This is a genomic window from Spiroplasma endosymbiont of Diplazon laetatorius (genome assembly GCF_964019625.1).
GTDB lineage: Bacteria > Bacillota_I > Bacilli_A > Mycoplasmatales > Mycoplasmataceae > Spiroplasma_A.
Genome location: NZ_OZ026458.1, coordinates 239,170 through 260,206 on the forward strand (window position 1 = coordinate 239,170; position 21,037 = coordinate 260,206).

General features: G+C 26.4%; 20 protein-coding genes. 17 read left to right on the plus strand and 3 right to left on the minus strand.

The window, feature by feature from the left end:
• The first annotated feature begins 34 nt into the window (after positions 1-34).
• The 5 genes from pyrH to AACL10_RS01175 all read left to right on the plus strand — a co-directional run bounded on the left by pyrH (position 35) and on the right by AACL10_RS01175 (position 5,365).
• Positions 35-748, plus strand: coding sequence for a UMP kinase (gene pyrH, locus AACL10_RS01155; protein ID WP_338985412.1), 714 nt, complete (start codon positions 35-37; stop codon positions 746-748).
• Between the two features lie 15 nt (positions 749-763).
• Complete coding sequence (gene frr / locus AACL10_RS01160) at positions 764-1,312, plus strand: ribosome recycling factor (protein ID WP_338985413.1); 549 nt, start codon at positions 764-766, stop codon at positions 1,310-1,312.
• Positions 1,313-1,413: 101 nt separating this feature from the next.
• On the plus strand, positions 1,414-2,982 hold the full coding sequence (locus AACL10_RS01165) for a hypothetical protein (RefSeq protein ID WP_338985414.1): 1,569 nt from the start codon (positions 1,414-1,416) through the stop codon (positions 2,980-2,982).
• A gap of 165 nt (positions 2,983-3,147) precedes the next feature.
• Positions 3,148-4,545, plus strand: a complete 1,398-nt coding sequence (locus AACL10_RS01170; protein ID WP_338985415.1) for a hypothetical protein — start codon at positions 3,148-3,150, stop codon at positions 4,543-4,545.
• Positions 4,538-5,365: a hypothetical protein gene (locus AACL10_RS01175; protein ID WP_338985416.1), complete on the plus strand. Its 828-nt coding sequence runs from the start codon at positions 4,538-4,540 to the stop codon at positions 5,363-5,365. The genes AACL10_RS01170 and AACL10_RS01175 overlap by 8 nt, the downstream gene beginning before the upstream one ends.
• Before the next feature lie 9 nt (positions 5,366-5,374).
• On the opposite strand, the gene ispG is transcribed toward AACL10_RS01175, so the two are convergent.
• Positions 5,375-6,448, minus strand: a complete 1,074-nt coding sequence (gene ispG / locus AACL10_RS01180; protein ID WP_338985417.1) for a flavodoxin-dependent (E)-4-hydroxy-3-methylbut-2-enyl-diphosphate synthase — start codon at positions 6,446-6,448, stop codon at positions 5,375-5,377.
• Between the two features lie 131 nt (positions 6,449-6,579).
• On the opposite strand from ispG, the gene AACL10_RS01185 reads away from it, so the two are divergent.
• The 6 genes from AACL10_RS01185 to AACL10_RS01210 all read left to right on the plus strand — a co-directional run bounded on the left by AACL10_RS01185 (position 6,580) and on the right by AACL10_RS01210 (position 10,933).
• Entirely contained in the window at positions 6,580-7,425 is an 846-nt protein-coding gene (locus tag AACL10_RS01185; RefSeq protein ID WP_338985418.1) for a hypothetical protein, read from the plus strand.
• A gap of 17 nt (positions 7,426-7,442) precedes the next feature.
• Positions 7,443-8,183: a segregation and condensation protein A gene (locus AACL10_RS01190; protein ID WP_338985419.1), complete on the plus strand. Its 741-nt coding sequence runs from the start codon at positions 7,443-7,445 to the stop codon at positions 8,181-8,183.
• Positions 8,184-8,199: 16 nt separating this feature from the next.
• Positions 8,200-8,760, plus strand: a complete 561-nt coding sequence (scpB, locus tag AACL10_RS01195) for an SMC-Scp complex subunit ScpB (protein ID WP_338985420.1) — start codon at positions 8,200-8,202, stop codon at positions 8,758-8,760.
• Positions 8,760-9,509 (plus strand): pseudouridine synthase, encoded by a 750-nt coding sequence (locus AACL10_RS01200; RefSeq protein ID WP_338985421.1) that lies wholly within the window; start codon positions 8,760-8,762, stop codon positions 9,507-9,509. Before scpB ends, AACL10_RS01200 begins: the two co-directional genes overlap by 1 nt.
• A 4-nt stretch (positions 9,510-9,513) precedes the next feature.
• Positions 9,514-10,131, plus strand: a complete 618-nt coding sequence (locus AACL10_RS01205; protein ID WP_338985422.1) for a deoxynucleoside kinase — start codon at positions 9,514-9,516, stop codon at positions 10,129-10,131.
• Between the two features lie 85 nt (positions 10,132-10,216).
• A complete protein-coding gene (locus AACL10_RS01210) occupies positions 10,217-10,933 on the plus strand; it encodes a YebC/PmpR family DNA-binding transcriptional regulator (protein WP_338985423.1) in 717 nt (238 codons plus the stop codon).
• Positions 10,934-10,962: 29 nt separating this feature from the next.
• On the opposite strand, the gene AACL10_RS01215 is transcribed toward AACL10_RS01210, so the two are convergent.
• Positions 10,963-12,864 carry a M13 family metallopeptidase gene (locus tag AACL10_RS01215; protein WP_338985425.1) on the minus strand — a complete coding sequence of 634 codons (1,902 nt, stop codon included), beginning with the start codon at positions 12,862-12,864 and terminating at the stop codon, positions 10,963-10,965.
• A 117-nt stretch (positions 12,865-12,981) separates the two neighbouring features.
• On the opposite strand from AACL10_RS01215, the gene AACL10_RS01220 reads away from it, so the two are divergent.
• From AACL10_RS01220 to AACL10_RS01230, 3 genes are read left to right on the plus strand one after another with little or no spacing between them, the layout of a single operon-like run.
• Positions 12,982-14,001 carry a fructose-bisphosphatase class II family protein gene (locus AACL10_RS01220; protein ID WP_338985426.1) on the plus strand — a complete coding sequence of 340 codons (1,020 nt, stop codon included), beginning with the start codon at positions 12,982-12,984 and terminating at the stop codon, positions 13,999-14,001.
• 42 nt (positions 14,002-14,043) lie between these two features.
• Positions 14,044-14,835: a hypothetical protein gene (locus AACL10_RS01225; RefSeq protein ID WP_338985427.1), complete on the plus strand. Its 792-nt coding sequence runs from the start codon at positions 14,044-14,046 to the stop codon at positions 14,833-14,835.
• A 47-nt stretch (positions 14,836-14,882) separates the two neighbouring features.
• On the plus strand, positions 14,883-15,578 hold the full coding sequence (locus tag AACL10_RS01230; protein ID WP_338985428.1) for an ABC transporter ATP-binding protein: 696 nt from the start codon (positions 14,883-14,885) through the stop codon (positions 15,576-15,578).
• A gap of 438 nt (positions 15,579-16,016) precedes the next feature.
• Here the strand turns inward: AACL10_RS01230 and AACL10_RS01235 are convergent, their stop codons facing one another.
• Entirely contained in the window at positions 16,017-16,202 is a 186-nt protein-coding gene (locus tag AACL10_RS01235) for a hypothetical protein (protein WP_338985429.1), read from the minus strand.
• A gap of 627 nt (positions 16,203-16,829) precedes the next feature.
• Here AACL10_RS01235 and AACL10_RS01240 point away from each other — a divergent pair.
• From AACL10_RS01240 to AACL10_RS01250, 3 genes are read left to right on the plus strand one after another with little or no spacing between them, the layout of a single operon-like run.
• Entirely contained in the window at positions 16,830-17,342 is a 513-nt protein-coding gene (locus tag AACL10_RS01240) for a hypothetical protein (RefSeq protein ID WP_338985430.1), read from the plus strand.
• A complete protein-coding gene (locus AACL10_RS01245; RefSeq protein WP_338985431.1) occupies positions 17,327-18,424 on the plus strand; it encodes a hypothetical protein in 1,098 nt (365 codons plus the stop codon). Before AACL10_RS01240 ends, AACL10_RS01245 begins: the two co-directional genes overlap by 16 nt.
• On the plus strand, positions 18,425-21,037 hold the full coding sequence (locus AACL10_RS01250; RefSeq protein ID WP_338985432.1) for an endo-beta-N-acetylglucosaminidase: 2,613 nt from the start codon (positions 18,425-18,427) through the stop codon (positions 21,035-21,037).

Consider the following 21,037-nt stretch of genomic DNA (forward strand, 5'->3'; position numbering starts at 1 on the left):
GGGTTTTTGTTATAATTTATCTAGCGAGGTAAGTATGGCATTAAAATATAAAAGAGTCTTGTTAAAAATATCTGGAGAAGCTTTAAAGGGTAGCGGAGATATTTATGATAAAGATAAATTAGATGAAGTTGCAAAACAAGTTATTGAATTAACGAAACAAGGATTGCAAATCGGTATTGTAATTGGTGGAGGAAATATTTGAAGAGGTAAATTAGCAGATACTCTTGAATTATTTAGAATAGAAGCGGATTACATGGGAATGCTTGCAACAATTATGAATGCTTTAGCATTTGAAGCAACATTAAGAAAATTAGGATTTGATAAAGTTAAGGTTTACTCATCTTTAGAAATCAAAACAGTTACAAGTTCATATAACTATAGAAATGCAAGAGAAAAACTTGATGAAGGTTATGTAACAATATTTGCTGGAGGAACTGGTTATAGTTACTTTACAACAGATACAGGAGCAAGCATTAGAGCTATTGAAATTAAAGCAGATGCTTTATTGATGGCTAAAAACGGAACAAAAGGAGTTTATGATTCAGATCCAAATACAAACTCTGATGCAAAATTCTTAGAAAGTTTAACTCACAACGATTTAGTTGCAGGTAATTTACAAGTTATGGACTCAACTGCAGCTGCTCTTTCAAGAGATGGTAAGTTAAAAATTGTAGTATTTGACATGAATGGTCAAGAAAACATAATCAAAATTGCACACGGTGAATTAGAATGTACTGTGATTGATTAAGAAAGGAAAAATAAAATGGCACACGAAATTATTGAAATGACAGAATTAAGTATGGAAGAAGCTATTGATAGTTTTAAAGATTACTTAACAAAAGTTAGAACTGGTAGAGCAAATGCAAATATGCTAAATAGTGTAATGGTTGATTTCTACGGAACACCAACACCAATTAACCAAACTTCACAAATATCTTCACCAGAACCACAACAATTGGTTATTAAACCATATGACAGAAGTCAAGTTGGAGCAATTATTGCTGGTATCAACAAAGCTGATTTAGGTTTAAATCCAATTGGAGAAGCTGATTTAGTTAGAATTAACATTCCTGCTTTAACTGAAGAAATCAGAAAAGATTTAGTTAAAAAAATGCTAAAAGAACTTGAAGGTTTTAAAGTTAGAGTTAGAAATGCAAGAAGAGATGCAAATGATAAAATTAAAAAAGATGCAACTTCACCTGAAGATGTTAAAAAAGACTTAGAAAATCAAGTTCAAAAATTAACAGATAAATATGTTGAAATGTTAGATCAATTATCAAAAGAAAAAGAAAATGATTTAATGAAAATATAATAAAAACTAGCTTAGCTAGTTTTTTTGTCTTTAAATTAAAAATCTTTAAGTTGTAAAAGATTTATTTATATATATACTAAATATTAGAGAGGTGTAACTTTATGGGCTTTAATATGGGTATGGTGGTTTCTTATAACCAACAAAATTATGTAATAATAGAGATTATTGAAAAAGAAGTAACTGGATGGACTATTAAATTTTTGAAAATCAAAAATTTAATTAACCAAGAAATATTAACAGTGGATTCAAGAAAAGTATCTCAAATCGAAATAAAAGGTAGTGCTGAAAAAAGAAGTAATGATGTTGAAAATCAAGTAACAGATACTAGTTATATTGAATCATTATTCTCAGAAATAGGGGCAACAGAAACTGATGATTTAAGTCTTTTTGACTTGTCTGGAGAAAACACCTTCACTTTAGATGATATTGTTTTTGATGATTACCAAAATGAAGATTTAGAATTACAAGCAGATCTTGAACCATTTGAAAAAATTCAAAATGATGCTACTGTTAATTTAATTCAAAACTTCCAAATACCTGAAACAAAAGTTCATTTAACACCTAGAAGAAGTCCATCTTTTGAAAGTGTTCCACCAATTAGCGAAACATTTAGTGACTTAAACTTAGTTGGAGAAATTCCAACACAAACTTCAGAAATAATACCTACTAGAGTTTTGAATGAAGAGAGAAAACAAGCAGATATTCAAAAACAAGAAGAAATGAAAATAGTTGTTGAACCAACTATCGAAACTAAAGAAGTTAAATTAGAAGAAAAAGATAAAACTATAACTTTTAATGATGAAAATAACGAAATGATTAGAATTGAAAGAACTACTGCATCAGATTTATTTAATCAAATAAATGTTAATTTAAGTGAAAAAAGAATGGCAGAAGAAAGTAATGTTCTTTCAAATCAAACAATCGAAGAAGATTTCACTGAAACTTTAGATAAAGAAATTGTTGAAAAAGAAGTGTCACTTCAAAAACCTCAACAAGATATTACAAGAACTTTAGATGAAAAACACTTTGATACACTTGAAACAGGACCTTTAAACACTAGAAAATTATTTGAAAACTTTAATAGACAACAAAAAATTCAAGATAGTCTTAATGAACAATATAACAATAACAACACAGAAAACACAAATACATTATTTGGTGTAAGTGGTGGATTTGATCAAGACGCCTTGAAAAACTCAAATATTTATAGAAAATTTAAAGTTATGAGTGGATGACTTGTTACATTGTTATTGTTTATGTTCTTAACTCCTATATTTGGATTATTTGCAAAAGCAGCTATTCAATGAGTTGAAAGTCAAACAATAGATTTTGCACTATTATTCACATTTAGTTTAAGCAACGTTGTAGATATAGTTATAATAACAACTTCTATTTTTATGGTTGGAGTATTTATTGTTTACTTAGTTTGTTATTTAATTGCAATAAGTGATAAACAATACAAAAAAATAGCATTCTATAACTTCCAATTACAAAATAAAGTTGAAATAATAGATTCTATTCAAGAATACAATAATGAATCAAGTATTTATTTAATCAAAGTTCATAATGAAATTAAAAAAATGAAAAAAGATATTAAAAAAATAAATCAACAACAAATATCACCTGCTATTTCAAGTTCAAATGAAAAAGCTCGTAAGATTTCACACTAAAAGGTCATTTAAATGACCTTTTATTTTTTATTTGTAATAAAATATATGTTGAGGTGCAAAATGCAATATTGAGATCTAAAAATTCTATTTCCAATACTATTCGTATCATGTATTATTTCCATGGTATTTTTGTGTAGAAAAGAAAAATTACAGAAAATCTCATATATGTGATTGGCACAAATAATTTTATTTTGGGTTGTAGCGGGGTTTATTGGAAATGAACTTAAAAATCATATAAATAATTTAAGTTCAACCACTTTTATACTGGCAAGTATATTTTCAACTTCTTTATTTTTAATAATTTTAAAACCACTAGCTACATTTACTACAAGTTTAATAAAAAATAGAAAAATATGAATACAAGCCAGTTCTGGTTTAATGTTAATTTTAGCAATAATGGTTTTAACTTTAAAATTGCCTTTATGAGCATTAATTATTGTTTCTTTAATTTTCTCTTTATGTTTAGCAAGTTCAACACTATTCTACTTATTCTTAAATGAACAAAGTTTTTACAGAATATATGTTATGCCTTCAGTTTGAATAACTTTCGTATTTATAACATTTTCAACAACATTTGGTATTTATTTAAGTAATTTAAATATTGTTGTTTGAGAAAATGCTACTTCTTCAAAAATGAGTTTGATGGTAATAATGATATTGTTAGCTCTTGGATCAATTGCTTTAAGTATTTTTATAAAAGAAAATAAAAATATGGTTCAAGTTTTTGATCAAGAGATTCTCGAAGCACTACCCAAAAAGAATAATGCTGTATTTTGTTTGATATACTTACTAGGGTTTTTACTTACTGTAACAAGCGCTATTAGTAACTCATTGTTTATGAAAATGTACTTAACACTTAACCTAAGCGATTTAAATTTTGAAAACGATGTAATCAAAACTTGATTAAGAATTAATGACTTTGCATATTTAATACCAAGTATATTTGCATCAGTTATCAGTTATAAATTATTAAGAAAAATATTTGAACAAAAGTATTTAATTTTTATTAATATGTTCGTTTTATTTGCTGCATATACAGCTATGGCTTTTGTACAAAACCCATTTGTATTCATTATTTTAAATCTAATTGCAGGTATTTGTTTTAATCAAATAATATATTCTTTATTTTCAGTATGTTTATTTTGAAATTATAGAGCTAAAAAAAATCCAGTAACAGGTTATTATGGAAGTGCTATGTTCTTAGCTTACTTTTCTGTTGAAGCGATTCAAAATACACTTTCAAGTTTAAAAATTGGAATTTTCAAGGAATTCTCAAATATTGATGAACTATTAGCATTCAAAAATAATTCTTCTGATATATCTGGTATAGTTGAGTCGTTTGATAACATAACTACTTTAATTATGTCTATAAGCTGTGTTGTTGTTCTTGCTTCTATATTAATATTTTATTTCATGAGTCATAAAATATTTGCAGATTACACAAACTATAAATTTGCAACGCAAAATCTTAAAGTACTAATCAAGAAAAGGGTAATATCAAAAACAAAAACTAAATTTAATGTAGAGTCTATTGAAGAAAAAGGAAATGATCTCGATGAATAAGATTTTTAATAAAGATATTGAAGTAAGTTTTGAAATTAATCCTTTTGAAATAAAAAGCATCAAGAAATCAAATGTTGAAATTATTTATCAGCAAGATTCTAATTGAGCCAAATCATGACCGATTTTATTTCCTGTTTGTGGGGTTGTTAATGGTAACTTGGAACACAATGGAAAAGAATTGGGTATCGGAAGACATGGTTTTTTTAAAGATATAAAAAATTGAAATGTAGTTGATAAAACTCAAAATAAAATTAAATTAAATTATATTTCTGAAGAGGGTTTTTATAAAATATATCCTTTTCGTTTCGAATTAAATATAACTTTATTGATTGAAAATGATGATTTCACTATTGATATTGAAGTTATAAATCTTGAAAATGAATCTATGTACTTTTCTTTAGGACATCACCCTGGATTTATTTTTAATGAAAAATCTAAAATAACATTAAGAGAAAAACAATTATTTACTGATAGTTTCTCAGCTGGTTTAGTTGAAAGTCTAGATAAAAATATTGAAATAGAAAGTTTTGGTTTTGATGATTTAGATTTTAGTGAGTCAAAATCTTATTTATCAGATAATTTTTTAGGTGAAAGTATTATTTTAAATAATGGAAATATAGAATTTAGAGTTTCTACAAATAATTTTAAGAATTTAGTTTTTTGAAGAGAAAGTAACGAATGTAGTTTTATTTGTATTGAAAATTGAAATGGTATTCCAGATATGTTGGATAGAAAATCAAAAGAAATAAAAGATAAACCAGAAATCATTTCCTTAAACGCAAAAGAAAAAAGAAGTTACAAATTAAAAATTGAGTTTTAAAAAAAGATGCTATTGCATCTTTTTTCATTCTTCATAATATTCCATTATAAGTTCTTTTAATTCAGGAACCAATTTATCTTGTTCGACAGTTTTAAATATTTTTCCTTTTTTAAATATTATTCCGCCTTTGTTCCCTCCAGCTATACCAATGTCTGCTTGACTAGCTTCTCCTGGACCGTTTACAACACAACCAAGTATTGCAACTTTTAAAGGAAATTGTAACTCTTCAACAAAGTCTTCAACTTCTTTAACAACTTCTCTTAAAGAAAACTCTAATCTTCCACAAGTAGGGCAAGCAATTACTTCAACCATATTATGGAATAAGCCAAGTGAGTTTAATAATCTTTTTGCAACCTTAATCTCTTCAACAGGATCTTCACTTAAACTGATACGTATTGTACTACCAATTCCTTTTTGTAAAAGGTAACCAAGACCAAAGCTAGATTTAATAGCTCCATTAAGTAAACTTCCAGCTTCTGTTATTCCTAAGTGTGCAGGATAATCTCAATTTTCACTTGCTAACTCATATGCTTCAATTGCCATAAGCGGATCTGTTGCTTTTAAAGAATAAATAATGTTTTTGAAATCATATTTTTCTAAAATTTCTATATGCTCTCTAAGTGACTCAACCATTGCTTTTGCAGTTCAACCATATTTTGCAACCATGTTTCTTGGTAAACTACCTGAATTAACACCGATTCTAATTGGTATATTTTTTTCTTTACATTTTTCTACTACAGCTATTGTGTTTTCTTCAATTCCAATATTACCTGGATTTATTCTTATTTTTGCACATCCAGCATCTGCTGCAATTAAAGCAAATTTATAATTAAAATGAATATCTGCAACAATTGGCACTGGTGAATTATCTACTATTTCTTTTAATGCGTTTGCATCATCAATACCAAGTACTGCAACTCTAACTATTTGACAACCTTCTTTATAAAGTGAGTTTATTTGTTTTAAAGTTTTTTTTACATCATGAGTTTTTGAAGTTGTCATTGATTGTATAACAACGTTGTTATTACCACCAATTTCAATATCTTTTACCATAACTTTTCTAGTGTTAATTCTATTTACCATAATTTCACCTTTATCAAATTGTCTTTCATAAAATATTATACCCTTATTTTTATATAACTTTTTTTTACAACTCAAAATAAGGGTATAAAAAGATTTTTATGTATAATCAATATAGTAAGGGGATATTTTATATGTCAGAAAAAACTACTTTAAAAGATATAGTACAAATAAATAAAATACTTGCCTCTAAAGACTATGGGACTATAAAGGAATTTCAAGCATATGTTGATGTAATTCAAGAATATGTTGATGATACTTTCTTTAAAAACGAAGCTATAATTGAAAAATTGGTTGAATATTGTCAAAATAGTGGAAGATATCTTGATATACATTTTAAAATACCAAGTGGAATAGATCTTAAAGTTGAAAATATTCATGATTACATGTCAAATACAAAAAGAGCTATAGAAAAGGCTATGTTCATTGAGGATGACACATTAAATCAATCAATTTTTGTTGAAGTTAAAAGTATATTTAGATACTTTTTAGAAAAAACATACGAACTAGAATCACTAACTGATTATGAAACATTATATGGTATTAATACTGTAGAATTTCATCAACAAAATGAAAGTTTTAAATACTTATATACAATTTTTGATAAACTTACATATATTGCAAGACACTTAAATGATAAGTATTGTAAAAAAGAAGTTACTCCATATAATGGAGAACCTTTAAAGTTTGCAAATGACTTTTTAAAAGATATATCATTTTTAGCAAGCAGTGCATTAGAGTATCAAAAATTAAGTGATGTTGTAGAACAAATCACTTATTCTAAAGCTTGACACTACATAAGAAGATTGAGAAATTCAATAGAACACGATTTTGTAGATCCGGCATTTAAATACAATATTTGCTTTTCTTTAGAGTTATTATTCATAATTATTGGTAGAATAATGCTAGCACTAAATAAATACTTACAATCAGAAATGGAAATAAGAAAAACATTAGATAATTTAAAAAACTCAAATTAACAAAAGAAAGGGTAACTATGAATAAATGAAATGAAATACAATTAAATAACTTCAATGGACCCTTAGATCTTTTACTTCATTTAATTAAAGAAAAAGAAATGAATATTATGGATATTAATCTTTTGGAACTATCTTCTCAATATATTTCTTATATTAAAGAATATGAATCATTAGATATTGAAATAGCAAGTGAATATCTTGTTATGGCAGCTTACTTAATAGAGTTAAAATCAAAACTTCTAATTCCAAAAGAAGAAGTTGAAGTAGATTCTAATTACGAAGAACAAGAAAGAGATGAATTAATCAGAAGATTAATGGAATATCACAAAATAAAAGAAGTTACTAATTTCTTTAAAACTAAACAAGAAGATTTCTTGAAAACTTTCAGTAAAACTAAAAGTATTATAAAAATAGCTAAAATAGATGATGATAAATTACCATTAGCTGAAAATAATATTGATATTGAAAAGTTCTCAAATATATTCTTAAGAGCAATTGAGAAAAATAAATTCAAGCAAATGGAAGTAAATACAATCACTGCTGCTGAGGTTTCTCCCGAAGAAGTTGCAGAAGAAATTAAAGAGTTTTTAAGAAAAAACAACATTCAAGAAATTGAACTTGGAAAACTTATTGAAATAAAAGAATTTTCAGTAAGAATGATGGTTGCTACATTTTTAGCGGTTTTAGACCTAGCTGCTAAAAAATTTATTACACTTTCTCAAAACAATGAAGAAGTTATTGTAAAATATTTAGGTTAGTACATGGAGGCAAATTATGGATAACAATAAAAAAATGGCTATAGCAGAAGGGTTGCTTTTTGTTAATGGTGATGAAGGTACAACTATTGAAGATCTTCAATTTATATTAGGAGATGTTAGTCAAGATGAAATTGAAGTTTTGATTGATGATTTAATTCAAAAATATAATAATGACATGTCTTCTGGTTTAAGTATTCAAAAATTTGCTAAAAATAAATATAGAATGATAACTAAAAAAGAAAATGCTGACTTTTACACAAAACTTGCAAATGTCAAAACAGAATCTAAGTTATCAACTGCAAGTATTGAAACTTTATCAATAATTGCTTATAAAGGACCTATATCAAGAGCTAATGTTGAAGACATTAGAGGTGTTAATTGTGAAACTATTTTTTATAAACTTAAATTAAGAAACTTAATTGAAGAAGCTGGTAAATCCGATGAAGTTGGAAAACCAATGTTGTATAGAGTTACAGAAGATTTCTTAAAATACTTTAATTTAAATAGTTTAGACGAATTGCCGAAATTAAAAGAGGCAATAGAAGAAGAAAAAGATATCTTCAATAGAGGTTCATAATGGAAGAAAGACTACAAAAGATTATAGCCTCAAGAGGGTATTGTTCAAGAAGAAGAGCTGAAGAATTAATTGTTCAAGGAAGAGTTAAAGTTAATGGACAAGTTATAAGAGAACTTGGATCTAAATTTGATTCTAATGTAAAAATAGATATTAATAATAAGAGTTTAGAAGAAGTTAAAGAAAAGGTTTACTACTTATTTAATAAACCAAGACTTGTATTAACTACAATGCATGATCCAAAGGATAGAAAAACAGTAGCGGAGTTCTTTAAGAATTCTAAATTAAGAGTTTATCCTGTTGGAAGATTAGATTATGATGTTTCTGGTGCTCTTATAATGACGAATGATGGAGAATTTGCAAACTTTGTAATGCATCCAAAATATGAATTTAGAAAAACATACCAAGCACTATGTAACGGAAAAGTTCATAAATATCAAATCAAACAACTTGTTGATGGTGTTACTATCGATGATGACTACAAAACAAAAGCAATCCAAGCAAGAATATTAAAATATGATGAAGAATATGATGAATCTGTAATTGAATTAACAATTGCAGAAGGAAGAAAACATCACGTTAAGAAAATGCTTATTGCAGCTGACATATATCTTAAAAAACTTAAAAGAACTCAAATTGAGTTCTTAACACTTGATGAACTACCAATAGGTAAATATAGAGAGCTTAAAGCTCATGAAATTAAACAATTTTATGGAATATATAACTCATTAAAAGTTAAGAAGGGAAAATAATAATATGAGAATAGCTATTTTTGGAACAGTAGGAGCAGGTAAATCTACTGTAAGTGAAGAGATATCAAAAAATTTGGGATATGAAATATTTCCAGAACCTATAGATAATAATCCTTATTTCGATGACTACTATAAAGACATGGAAGCAAATGTATTTAAAATGCAAATATATATGTTAACTGCAAGAAGTCAACAACTAATTGAAGCTAGAACTTTAGAAAACGTTATTTTTGACAGAACAATTTTAGAAGATCCAATCTTTGTTGCTGTTAACCATGATTTAAAAACAATGAATGATACAGATTACAAAACTTATACAGATTTTTATGAGCACGTTGTTATACCAAACCTTGCGCATAGAGCTAAATTTGATTTAGTAATTTATTTAAAAGTTTCAACAGATAAAGCAATTGAAAGAATTAAAGAAAGAGGAAGAAGTCAAGAACTAGATACTCCAAGAGAGTATTGAGAAACTCTTAATAACAAATATGATGATTTCTTCGAAAGGAGAAAACACATGTTTGATTTCTTAGTTGTTGATGCTGAAACTGATAATTTAGAAGAAAAAATGGAAGTTATCATGAATAAAATTTATGATAAAGATCCTAGTTTAAAAAAATAAGCAATTGCTTATTTTTTTATTTTGTCATATTTAAAAATGGTGTAAAATCTTAAAGTAAAGTTTTAACAACAAGGAGACCTAAAAAATGGGAAGAGCACACGAAGTTAGAAAAGCAAGTATGGAAAAAACTGCTGCAATGAAATCAGCGATTTATGGAAGAGCTTCAAAAGAAATTTATATGGCTGCAAAAGCTGGAAGTAAAGATCCTGAAGCAAATTTAGCACTAAGAAGTGCTATTGATAAAGCAAAATCAAAACAAGTTCCTGCTGATGTTATCCAAAGAGCTATTAAAAAAGCTGAAGGTGGAGATGCAGATAACTATACTTCAAATAGATACGAAGGATATGGTCCTGGAAATTCTATGATAATAGTTGATTCACTTACAAATAATGTAAACAGAGCTATTGCAGAAATTAGAGATGCATTTAATAAAAATGGTGGAAAAATCGCAAACAGTGGAGCTGTTTCTCATTCTTTCCAAGCATCAAGTGTATTTGTATTTGAAGGAAAAACTGTTGAAGAAGTATTGGAATTATTAATGGAAACAGATTGTGAAGTAAACGATGTTGTTGAAGAAGATGAATTTACAGTAGTTTATGCTCCATTCCAAGCGTTTAACTCAGTTAAAACAGCTTTAGATAATGCTGGAATAAAAGAATATAAAATGGCAGAAACAACTATGTTAGCTGATGAAATGATGACAATTTCGGATTCAGAAGAAAAAGCTAAGTTTGATAAATTAATGGATAGACTAAATGAATTAGAAGATGTTCAAGATATTTATCACAATGTTGAAGATTAAAAAAAGTACTAAATAAAGTACTTTTTTTATTATCAAATTTTAATTCTATTTTCTTTTTCTAAAAACATTCCATCTCCAGGTTTTGTTTCGTAAACTTCGTGGAATTCATCAATATTAATTAATACTCCATTACATCTAAATTCTTCTGGTGAATGAGGATCTATTAAAAGTCTTGTGTTTTTTAGTTCATCAGTAGATTTTCTCATCCAAACTGTTGCATAGTTTTCAAAGAATAATTTAATATCTTCTGGACATTGTTCTTTACAAATATCTAATGCAGCAGCCACACCACTTAAATCTCCAATATTTTCTCCTAATGTCAATTTACCATTAACATTAGTTCCATTTATTTCGTATTTATTGTATTGTTCAACTAACTTTTCAGTTCTTAAACTATATTTTTTATAGTCTTCTTCTGTTCATCAGTTTTCGAAGTTTCCATTTTTATCAAACTTACTTCCTTCGTCGTCAAAACCATGACTTACTTCGTGACCAATTACAGCTCCAATACCTCCAAGGTTTTTTGCTCTTGGTTCATTGATGTCATAAAATGGTTTTTGCAATATTCCTGCAGGAAAACAAATTTCGTTTGAAGTTGGATTATAATAAGCATTAACTGTTTGAGGATCCATGTATCATTTTGTTTTATCAACAGGTAAGTTTATTTCTTTTAATTCTTTTTCTATAAAATGTTTTGAAAGGTTTTTCATATTTTCATATAAACTTCCACCTTGTTCATAACTTCTTATTTCAATTTTTGAATAATCATCAAACTTATCTGGATAACCAATTTTAACTGTAAATGAGTTTAACTTATCGATTGCTTTTTCTTTTGTTGTTTCACTCATTCAGTCTAATGATTTAATTCTATTTGAATAAATTCTAATTAAATCCTTTACCATTCCTAAAACATCTTCTTTTGCTTCTTGAGAAAAGTGTTTTTTAATATATTCTTGACCTAGTAAGTCTCCCAATCTTGAATTAGTGAATTCCACAGCTCTGTCCATTTCTGGTTTCATTTCCTTTACACCACTAAAAACACTTGAGTAATTAAAGTTTATTTGATATAAATCTAAACTTAAAATTGAAGAATAGGCTACTAGAGTTTTAATTTTTAAAATATCTTTTAAATCTTCTAGTTTCATATTTTTTAACATTTCATTTAGTTTATTTAAGAACTTTGGTTCAGATAAAATTAATATTTCAGCTTTTGAATATCCTGTTTTAGTTAAATATTCTTCTCAATCAATAAAATCACAATGTTTTTTCAAATCACTTATTGTAATAACATTGTAAATATTTTCTGGACTTCTTAATTCTTCTTGTTTTAACATGCTTTGAGAAATTTCTTTTTCAAAGTTATATACAAGCTCAAATAACGAATTTGTTTCGAAGTTTAATTTTGAAGTTTTTGAAATATCTTCTAAATAAACTTTGTAAGCAGCTTTAATTTCGTTGTGACGAGGGTGAGATTCTTCATAGAAATCCCTATCTGACATTCCAAGTCCCATTGAACCAATCATTAAGGCTCTAACGTTACTATTTTTAAAATCAGAATCAATTCCTTTAGAATGAAAATAAGATACATTGTATTGTTCAAAACACTCTATTAGAAAACTTGTAAAGTCTGATTTATCTTTTAAATTATCTATTTTAGAAATTAAATCCTTAATAGGTTCAATTCCTTGTTTATTTCTTTCTTCTTTATTTAAATAGTTCTTAAATAGGTTAACTATTTTTTCTTGATCTGAATTTAAAGTTTCATCACTTGATTTAAATTCTAATATCATTTCTTTAATATCATCAATAGATTTCTTGTGTAACATTTCAAAACTACCTCATGACGGATATCCGCTAGGCAATTCTGTGTTATCTATTCAATCTTTATTCATGTAATCAAAGAAATTATCTTGCGCTCTTATTTTTGACATAAATATATCTCCTTTATACTAAGTAGATTATAAAACTTATAGATAAATAAACAATAGCAAACACTAAAAGAACAAAGTATTTATTTTGTTATAATTAACTTTGTAAGAGGTATTAAAATGAACAGAGATATCGTTTTGTTAAGAACAGTGGAAGTTGCTGCTATAGCTTCATATAAATATATTGGTAAAAAAGACAAAGATTTAGTTGATAAAGCAGCTGTAGAAGCTTTTGAAGTTATGTTGAAAAACGAAAAAGGATTTAAGCTAAAAGTAGTTAATGGTGAAGGTGAACTTGATCAGGCACCAATGCTTTTTGTTGGACAAATACTTGGAGATTTAGAAGACCCAAGTGTGATGACTTATGATGTAAGTGTTGATCCTGTTGAAGGAACTCACCCAGCTGCATATAACTTTGCTGGAAGTATTGCCACAATTGCTTTTTCTAAAGAAAATACAATGTTACAGTTACCTGAAATGTATATGGAGAAATTATTTGTAAGCACTGAGTTTATTAATGATATAGATTTAAGTAAAGGTATAATTGAATCAGTAAAAATGATGCAAAATAAAGCAAACAGAAAAGACTTAAAATGTATAGTTTTAGATAAACCACGTCATCAAGATATAATAAAACAAATGAATGATATGGGAATAATAGTAAGATTGATACAAGACGGAGATGTATTGGCGGCAATAGATGTTGTTAATGGAGATGCTGATTTTGTTTATGGTATTGGTGGGGCTCCTGAAGGCTCATTAATGGCAGCACTTGCTATTTCTTCTGGATGTAAAATGCAATCAAGATTAGTAAAATATGAAGAAATTTGACCAAGCGAAATCGAAACTCAATCAAGAGTTGATAAGGAAAGAGCTTGATTGGAGAAATATAATTTAGATTTCGATTCAATATTAGAAGATCTTGATTTGGTAGCTGATGATAGAGCTAGATTTTTTGCAGCTGGATTGACAGCTGGTGGAAGTTTAAAGCCAGTTGATTATAAGGATGGTAAATTTTATGTAAATGCCTTTATGTCATCTCACGGAATTGTAAGAAACTTCAACTCTGTTTATGATGTTGAGAAAGTTAATGGTCTAAAACCAGAAATTAAATTTTTGTTTGATAAATATAAAAGATAGGTTTTTTAAAGTTATATAATATTCTAAAGAGAAGGTGTTAATGTGGATGATATTACAAAGAAAGTACTTTTAATCTTTTTAGTTTTTTCATTAATTTCATTCATTACAATAAGAATTTATAATTCATATGTTATGAATAAGGTTGTTGTTCACGAAATAAATTCAGCTGATAGTAATATATCTAGCAGCAAAATAGACTCTATAATATCTAAGTTTAAGATATATCTAAGAGCTGAAGATTTACAAATAACTTATGGAGAAACTGAAAATTATTGTAGAGTTAATCAAATGCTTAGTAAGAGAAAAAAACAAATAAATATCCCTAAGTGAATTATGCCAAGTGTTGGTTATGAATTGGATTATATATTAGCAAGTATTTGATTTAATACAAAGCTTTATCAAAAAGATAGTGAAATAAGAAAACTAAATATGATAATCAAGTGAATTCCTATGTTTCTATATATAATTTACTTTTCAACAATGATTATTTCTTTTGTGATCTATTTTTTAAACACAGATGCAATAATAGCTGAAAACCCATCTAATTTTTTAATGTTCATTTTTAGTAAGCCAATATTTGAATTTATATGTATAACAGCATATATAACAATAATGACATTAGTATTTTTTTCTAATCAATTAAAATCAAAATTAGAAGAAAAATATGAAAGAGAAATTTTTCAATTTGTTAAAAATGAATGTGAAAGTTATAAAACAGATATATCTGCTGCAAGGGTATACGCAAGAGAATTTAATAAACTCGATTTTAAAATATTTAAATTTAATGCAAAGACGCAAAATTTAAAATTTTTCGGTCCTTTTACTTTCTTTTAGATTTTTTTCTAGTAAAATTTTTATGTAGTGTGTTAGAGGGAAAAAATATGATTGTATTAGAAAACGTTACAAAAAATTTTAATGGCAATTTAGCTATTAATGAAGTTAGTTTGAGTATTGAAAAGGGAGAGAATTTAGCTATAATTGGAGCCAATGGTAGTGGTAAAACTACTTTGGTAGAGATGATTTGTGGAATTCAAAATCCAACAAGCGGAAAAATAAGTTTTAAAAATGGAATAAATGATATTGTAGGAATTCAATTCCAGGAAGGAAGTTGACCTCCAAAAACTAGACCGATTGATTTATTGGAATTTTTCAAAGGTAAAAAATGAAAAGATGAAGAATATGTAAATAAAATATTCAAAATTTTTGAAATTGAAAGTATTTTAAAAAAAGATATTAATAAACTTTCTGGTGGGCAAAAACAAAGACTTAATTGTTTTTTGGCCATAATTAATAACCCAACCTTAATAGTTATTGATGAATTGATAACTGGTTTAGATCTTAAAATGCAAATTAGATTACTTAAGTATTTTCAAACTTTAAAAGAAAAAAAAGAAGTAACCATGATAATTGTTTCACATATTTCAGATGAAATAGAATCACTTTGTGATAGGGTTGTTGTTTTAAAAGAAGGAAAAATATTTGAAGACAACAGTTTAAAGGAAATAGTAAAAAACTATAAAAACATAAGAAATTATTTAGAAAAATATTTTGATGAGAGCAATGATGAGAATAAATAAAGATGCTTTTATAAATTTTTACAGACTTAATATACTTTTCTTTAAAAATATATTTAAGGACTATAAAATTTATCTAGTTTCTATTTTAATTCCTTTAGTGTTATCTTTTTTACTGTATTGAATGTGAGGAACTGCTAATTCTAGCGCTATATTTGCTCCACAAATGTTTGGTTTCATATCTATAGGTTCTATAATAATACCTTTTTATATTTCTATCTTAACTAATGAGTGAAAATCTACAAATTTTTTAAAGCAAATTAAGTCTTCAAAAATATCTATAATAAGTCTGAATCTATCATTATGTTTAATAAATTCATTCTTTTGTTTATTATCTTCGGTTTTGTGTTTAATTTTAGCGATGATATCACTTAATTTTATTTATGCTTTTCCAATTAAAATAAGTGTTTTTTCAGACATCGATTGATATATATGATTAGATTATTTTTTAATTATATTATTTGGTTCTTTTTTAATACTATTATCTTTTTTTGTTGTATCAAATTTATTTAAAAATAAGTATTTATCTTTATTTGCAAATATTATTTTGATGATAGTATTCTTAGTTGGTGGGGACTGTGTTGTTATACCCAACATAACATCTAAAAATCTTTTTGTAATAATCATTCAATATTTAATACCTATCAAATATTATTTTTGAACCATTTTTATGTTTACATCTTATCAATTCATTGATTCTTATGGTATGGGTAAAATTTTATCAACAAATGATCTAAGCAATCAAAATATTTCTTTTAATAACATAATAGTGCCAATTATAATGATGTTAATTATGGTTGTTTTGTTTTTGTTAATTTTGAAAAAGATATATGTATGGGGGTATAAAAAATAATGGATAATTTGAGTTTTAAAAATAGTTTTATAAGAACTATTGGTTTCACTTTTAAAACAACACTAAAATCAATAAAACTATATATTTTTATGTTACTTATACCAGTATCTTTTTATGTTTTTAGTTATTTATTTATAAGCAATTTTGATTCAAAAATTATAAACCCAGCTATTATGTTATCTAAACTTTTACTACCATCTATTTTTTCTATTATGGTGATAACAACTTTGATGAATGATTGGAATAAATCGATTTTTATTAAGTATGTTAATATTTTTAAATTGAAAAAATTTCATTTAATGCTGGCTGTATTTATTGTTTTCTTCTTTCTTAATTTAGCTTTTTTATTATTATTTATTTCAATAACATCTTTTATAGATATTTTTTTAGTTAATAAGTCTATGATAAATGCATTAAACTTAAAAACCTATTACATTCTTATTGATCAAAAAAATGTAAACTTTTTAATCAATTTTAGAAGAATAGTTGGAGTGATTTTTGTTTTTATATTTTCAAGTTTGATAAACTTTCTTATTGGTTATATGATGAGTCATATTTCAAAAAACTTAATATTAGTTCAAATATTAAATATTTTTCTAATAAGTTTTATATTAATTTTCTCAGATATGTTCATAGATCCAAATGATAGCTTATTTAATAATAATGTAATTTACATATGTTATTTGGTTCCTCAAAAATATTTAACGTGATTGGTCTATTTATTTTATGCTGATATTGGTACTGACAAGTCTTTTATAAATCTTATAATTTTAAATTTAAGAACCAAGTTGTTTGTAGATAATTATGTTTTACCGATTTTGGTGTTATTTGCATATACAATGTTACTTCTGTTTTTAATACCAGGAAATAGAAAATTCCTAATTGAAAGGGTGAAAAAATGAAAAATTTCTTAAAAATAATAGCATCTTTTAATTTGTTTGTTCTTCCTCTTTTTTCTGTTGTTTCTTGTACAACACGAAATAATTTAGAATCTAAAATAAATAAAATAATAAAACACAGAGAAATACCCACAGATTATAGATATTTAAATAATTGAAACGAATTGCTAATTTCTAACTCGCTTTATTTGAATAATTATAATATGGAATATAATTGGGCTGTAAAACTTGAAGCCGAAAAATGATTTATGGAAGAAAATGAGAATTTAAAAAATTATTTAACCCCAAAAGAAACTAAAATTATTGAAGGTGATGATTATAACGATAAAATACTTATTGATTTAGAATTTCCATATTCGAATGATCCAAAGGTTCCTTTCTCTGGTTCAACAGTTATAGCATCAACTTTAATGGAAGAAGAGTTTTTACAGATATATAATTACAAAAATTTAGTAAATTTAGGTTATGAGATAAAAGTTGAATCTTCAAATAAAGATGTAATAAATGTTATTTCTCAACCTGATGAAAATGGTGTTTTTTTCTTCAAGGGTACAAAAGAACAAGGTGATGCAATATTAAAAATTGAAGCAAATCCAAAGAGTCTTAACCAGAATCTACCTACATTAAATAATGAAATAAAAGTATATAACAGAAGTAATAAGGATAATGGTTTCTTGCAATGAAGAACATATCAATATGTAAAATATGTATATTCAAAAACGGATAGTTTTACATTGTTGGTGGCATGTTACCTTGTTCAAATATATTCTCAAATGATGTACAATGCATCTTACAATACAAATCCAAATATAAGTGGAAAAATGCCTCTGTTAGATGAAAAAATGATTGATATGTTATATTGTGCTTCTGAATATAATATGTTTATTAATTATTTAGAATTCTGACCTGCTGCAGATAGTCCAATAGGTGGATATGGTTTTTATTTCTCATTTAATTTCTATGTTCATCCAAGTTATAAAAGTGGAACCGGAAAAGCATTGCAAAGTTCACCATTGGCTGAAATAAACCCTTTATTAAAAGATTTTTCAAAAGAAACTTTTAATTTATACAACGATTTGAAAGGAGAGGAAAAATAAATGAAAAAATTATTAACTTTATTCATGGTAACTGCAGTTACAACCTCTTCTGTAATCACGGTGTCTTCTTGCAGTATTGGAGAAACCTCTACCAGACCATACATATCAAAATTACCAGATTTTGATTGATCGAACGGTTCAACAGGATATGATTTAGATTTTGATCCTCTCAATAAAGAGTTTGTAATCGAAGAAGATAATTTTTTAGACACTAATTCAATTATTCAACCAAATTTCGTTGGTAAATATTTTGATTATGATACTTTGACAACAAATTTTAAAGAAACACCATCATTAAAAAAACAAGCCACTACAGGTGTTCCGATAAATAAAATATATTCATCCGGAAATGATTGAGCTGATTTTGGTGTTACTTCAAAGGCTAGAAAAGGATTGAAAGCAAACACAATTTTAAATTGAAATGATGGTAAAGATATTGATTTAAAGTATGGTTTTGCAAATAAAGAATTAAATCACAGAACTAAAACTGCTCTAAAAGCAGTTTCAACACAAGATGAAAGAATTTCTTTTGCTGATATTAGGGACCACTCTAGAGTAAATGGTTCTTATCAAAATACAAATATCGGAACTAAAAACCCATTTGAAAAATCAGTTTCAAATTTTCAGTATAGAGATTATATTTTTGATTGAGGTCAACACGGAAATATAGCTCCTCCTGCAGCGGATATGATAGATGCTGCGCATACAAACGGTACTCCTATTTATGGGTTGATATTCTTATCTGGTTATGGAGGTCTTCAAAGAGAAGATGTAAAAGATTTCACTCGCAAAAATGCAGATGGAACATATCAGCTTGTAGATATACTAATTGAAATGGCAATAACCTATGGTTTTGATGGATGATTTTTTAATGATGAAGCAAATGGTGGTTGACCCAACGGAACAATAACACCTGCAAATTTTTCTTATGATATAATAAAACAATTTAATGCTAAGAAAAATAAAAGTAATGATCCAAAAGTCAAAAAATTAAACATCGCTTATTATAGAGATAGTGGAACTTTGAAAACACTTAATAACACACCAACTTTTGGTGATTTTGCAAGAATGAGTGAATACAGTGATATTTTACAAACAGATTTCAGAGTTAAACCAAATGAAAACAAAGATTATATAAAAACAAACAATGTTGATAGTAAAAAAGTTCACAGTTTAGTGGAATTGGCAGGAATGTATTCTTTTGTTGGGAATTTCGATTGAAGACAATATATTTATGGTTTAGATGAAAATAATAACGATCCAACCAATCCTATTTATAATAAAGAAATTTACCAATCTGTAACTTCGTTTTCTGGAGCTGGCGGAGGTCAATTTGGAAGTGAGGCTCTTGAAATACTTAACTCAAATAACTCTTTAAAATCAAAAAATTATAAAAGTAAGGTTGAGTCATTTATTTATGCTCAACAAGTAAGTAATTTATATGATAATTATATATTTTCTGGATTGAATGGAGGTCTGTCTGAAAAGGATTCTGGATCAATTTCTCCTTTAGTACAAAATCCAAGAAATATGATCCAAGCAGATCCTAGGATAGATGTTGGTAATCAAAAATTAGAAGATGAAAATGATATTTTCAAAAACTTATATGATTTTAAAAATAATGGAGGTTATGTTTCTACTAGTTTTGGAATCGGAGATGTAGTTCAAGAGTATACAATTATAAATGATGAAAACTTCCAAGATAAAAATAGTATCAAAACTAATTTCTCTCTTGGGAATGGTTCATATTTTTATGAAAGAAATGCAAACGGTAAAATAACAAGTAAGTTAGAAGGTTATCCTTGAACTAACAGAAGATTTACTGATTTAGCACAAACATATAACTTTGATATAAAGAAGGACAAAAAAAACTTACCTATTGACCAAGGCATTAATGGTTTTTATGATTACTATGAACCTTATGTAAAAGGTAATTCTTTATCTATTGGTTCTATTCTTAATATGGATGGTTCTATTTCTGAAGCTAATTGAAAAAGTGGAAGTTATGATTGAAATATTATGGGTTCAAATTTAGAAAAAGGAAATTATTCTTTATCTTTTAATGTTAAAACTTCAAATGAGAATCTAAATATTGAAAATGATTTAAAAATACTTACCACATATACTAAAGATGGTGTTAATGAACAAACAGAATATTACACACCTAAAGTTAAAGAACTTAGTGATGGTTGATATAATATCTCAACAGAAATATCTGCAACTGAAAATAAAAAAATTGCTAAGATGGGAATACAAATAAATCCAAAAATTGATGCAAAATTCAAATTTAATGTTGGTGAGTTTAATATTGAAAAAGAAAAACTCGAAAAAGAAAACACTGTAGTTTCAGATATAAATTCAGAAGCTGTAATTAAAAGAGATGATCAAACTATAAATGTGAGAATGAATTGACGATCAAATCAAAATAAATCAGATTATTATGAAATATACTATAAATATGATGATAAATGATTTAGAGTTGGTGAATCAAGTATAGAATCTTTTTATGTTGCTAACTTAAAATATGAAAGCGATATAGTACAGTTTGGTATTAAACCTGTAAATTCTGGTAATGATAATCAAAAAATACAGACATTTAAATTGAAAATTTAG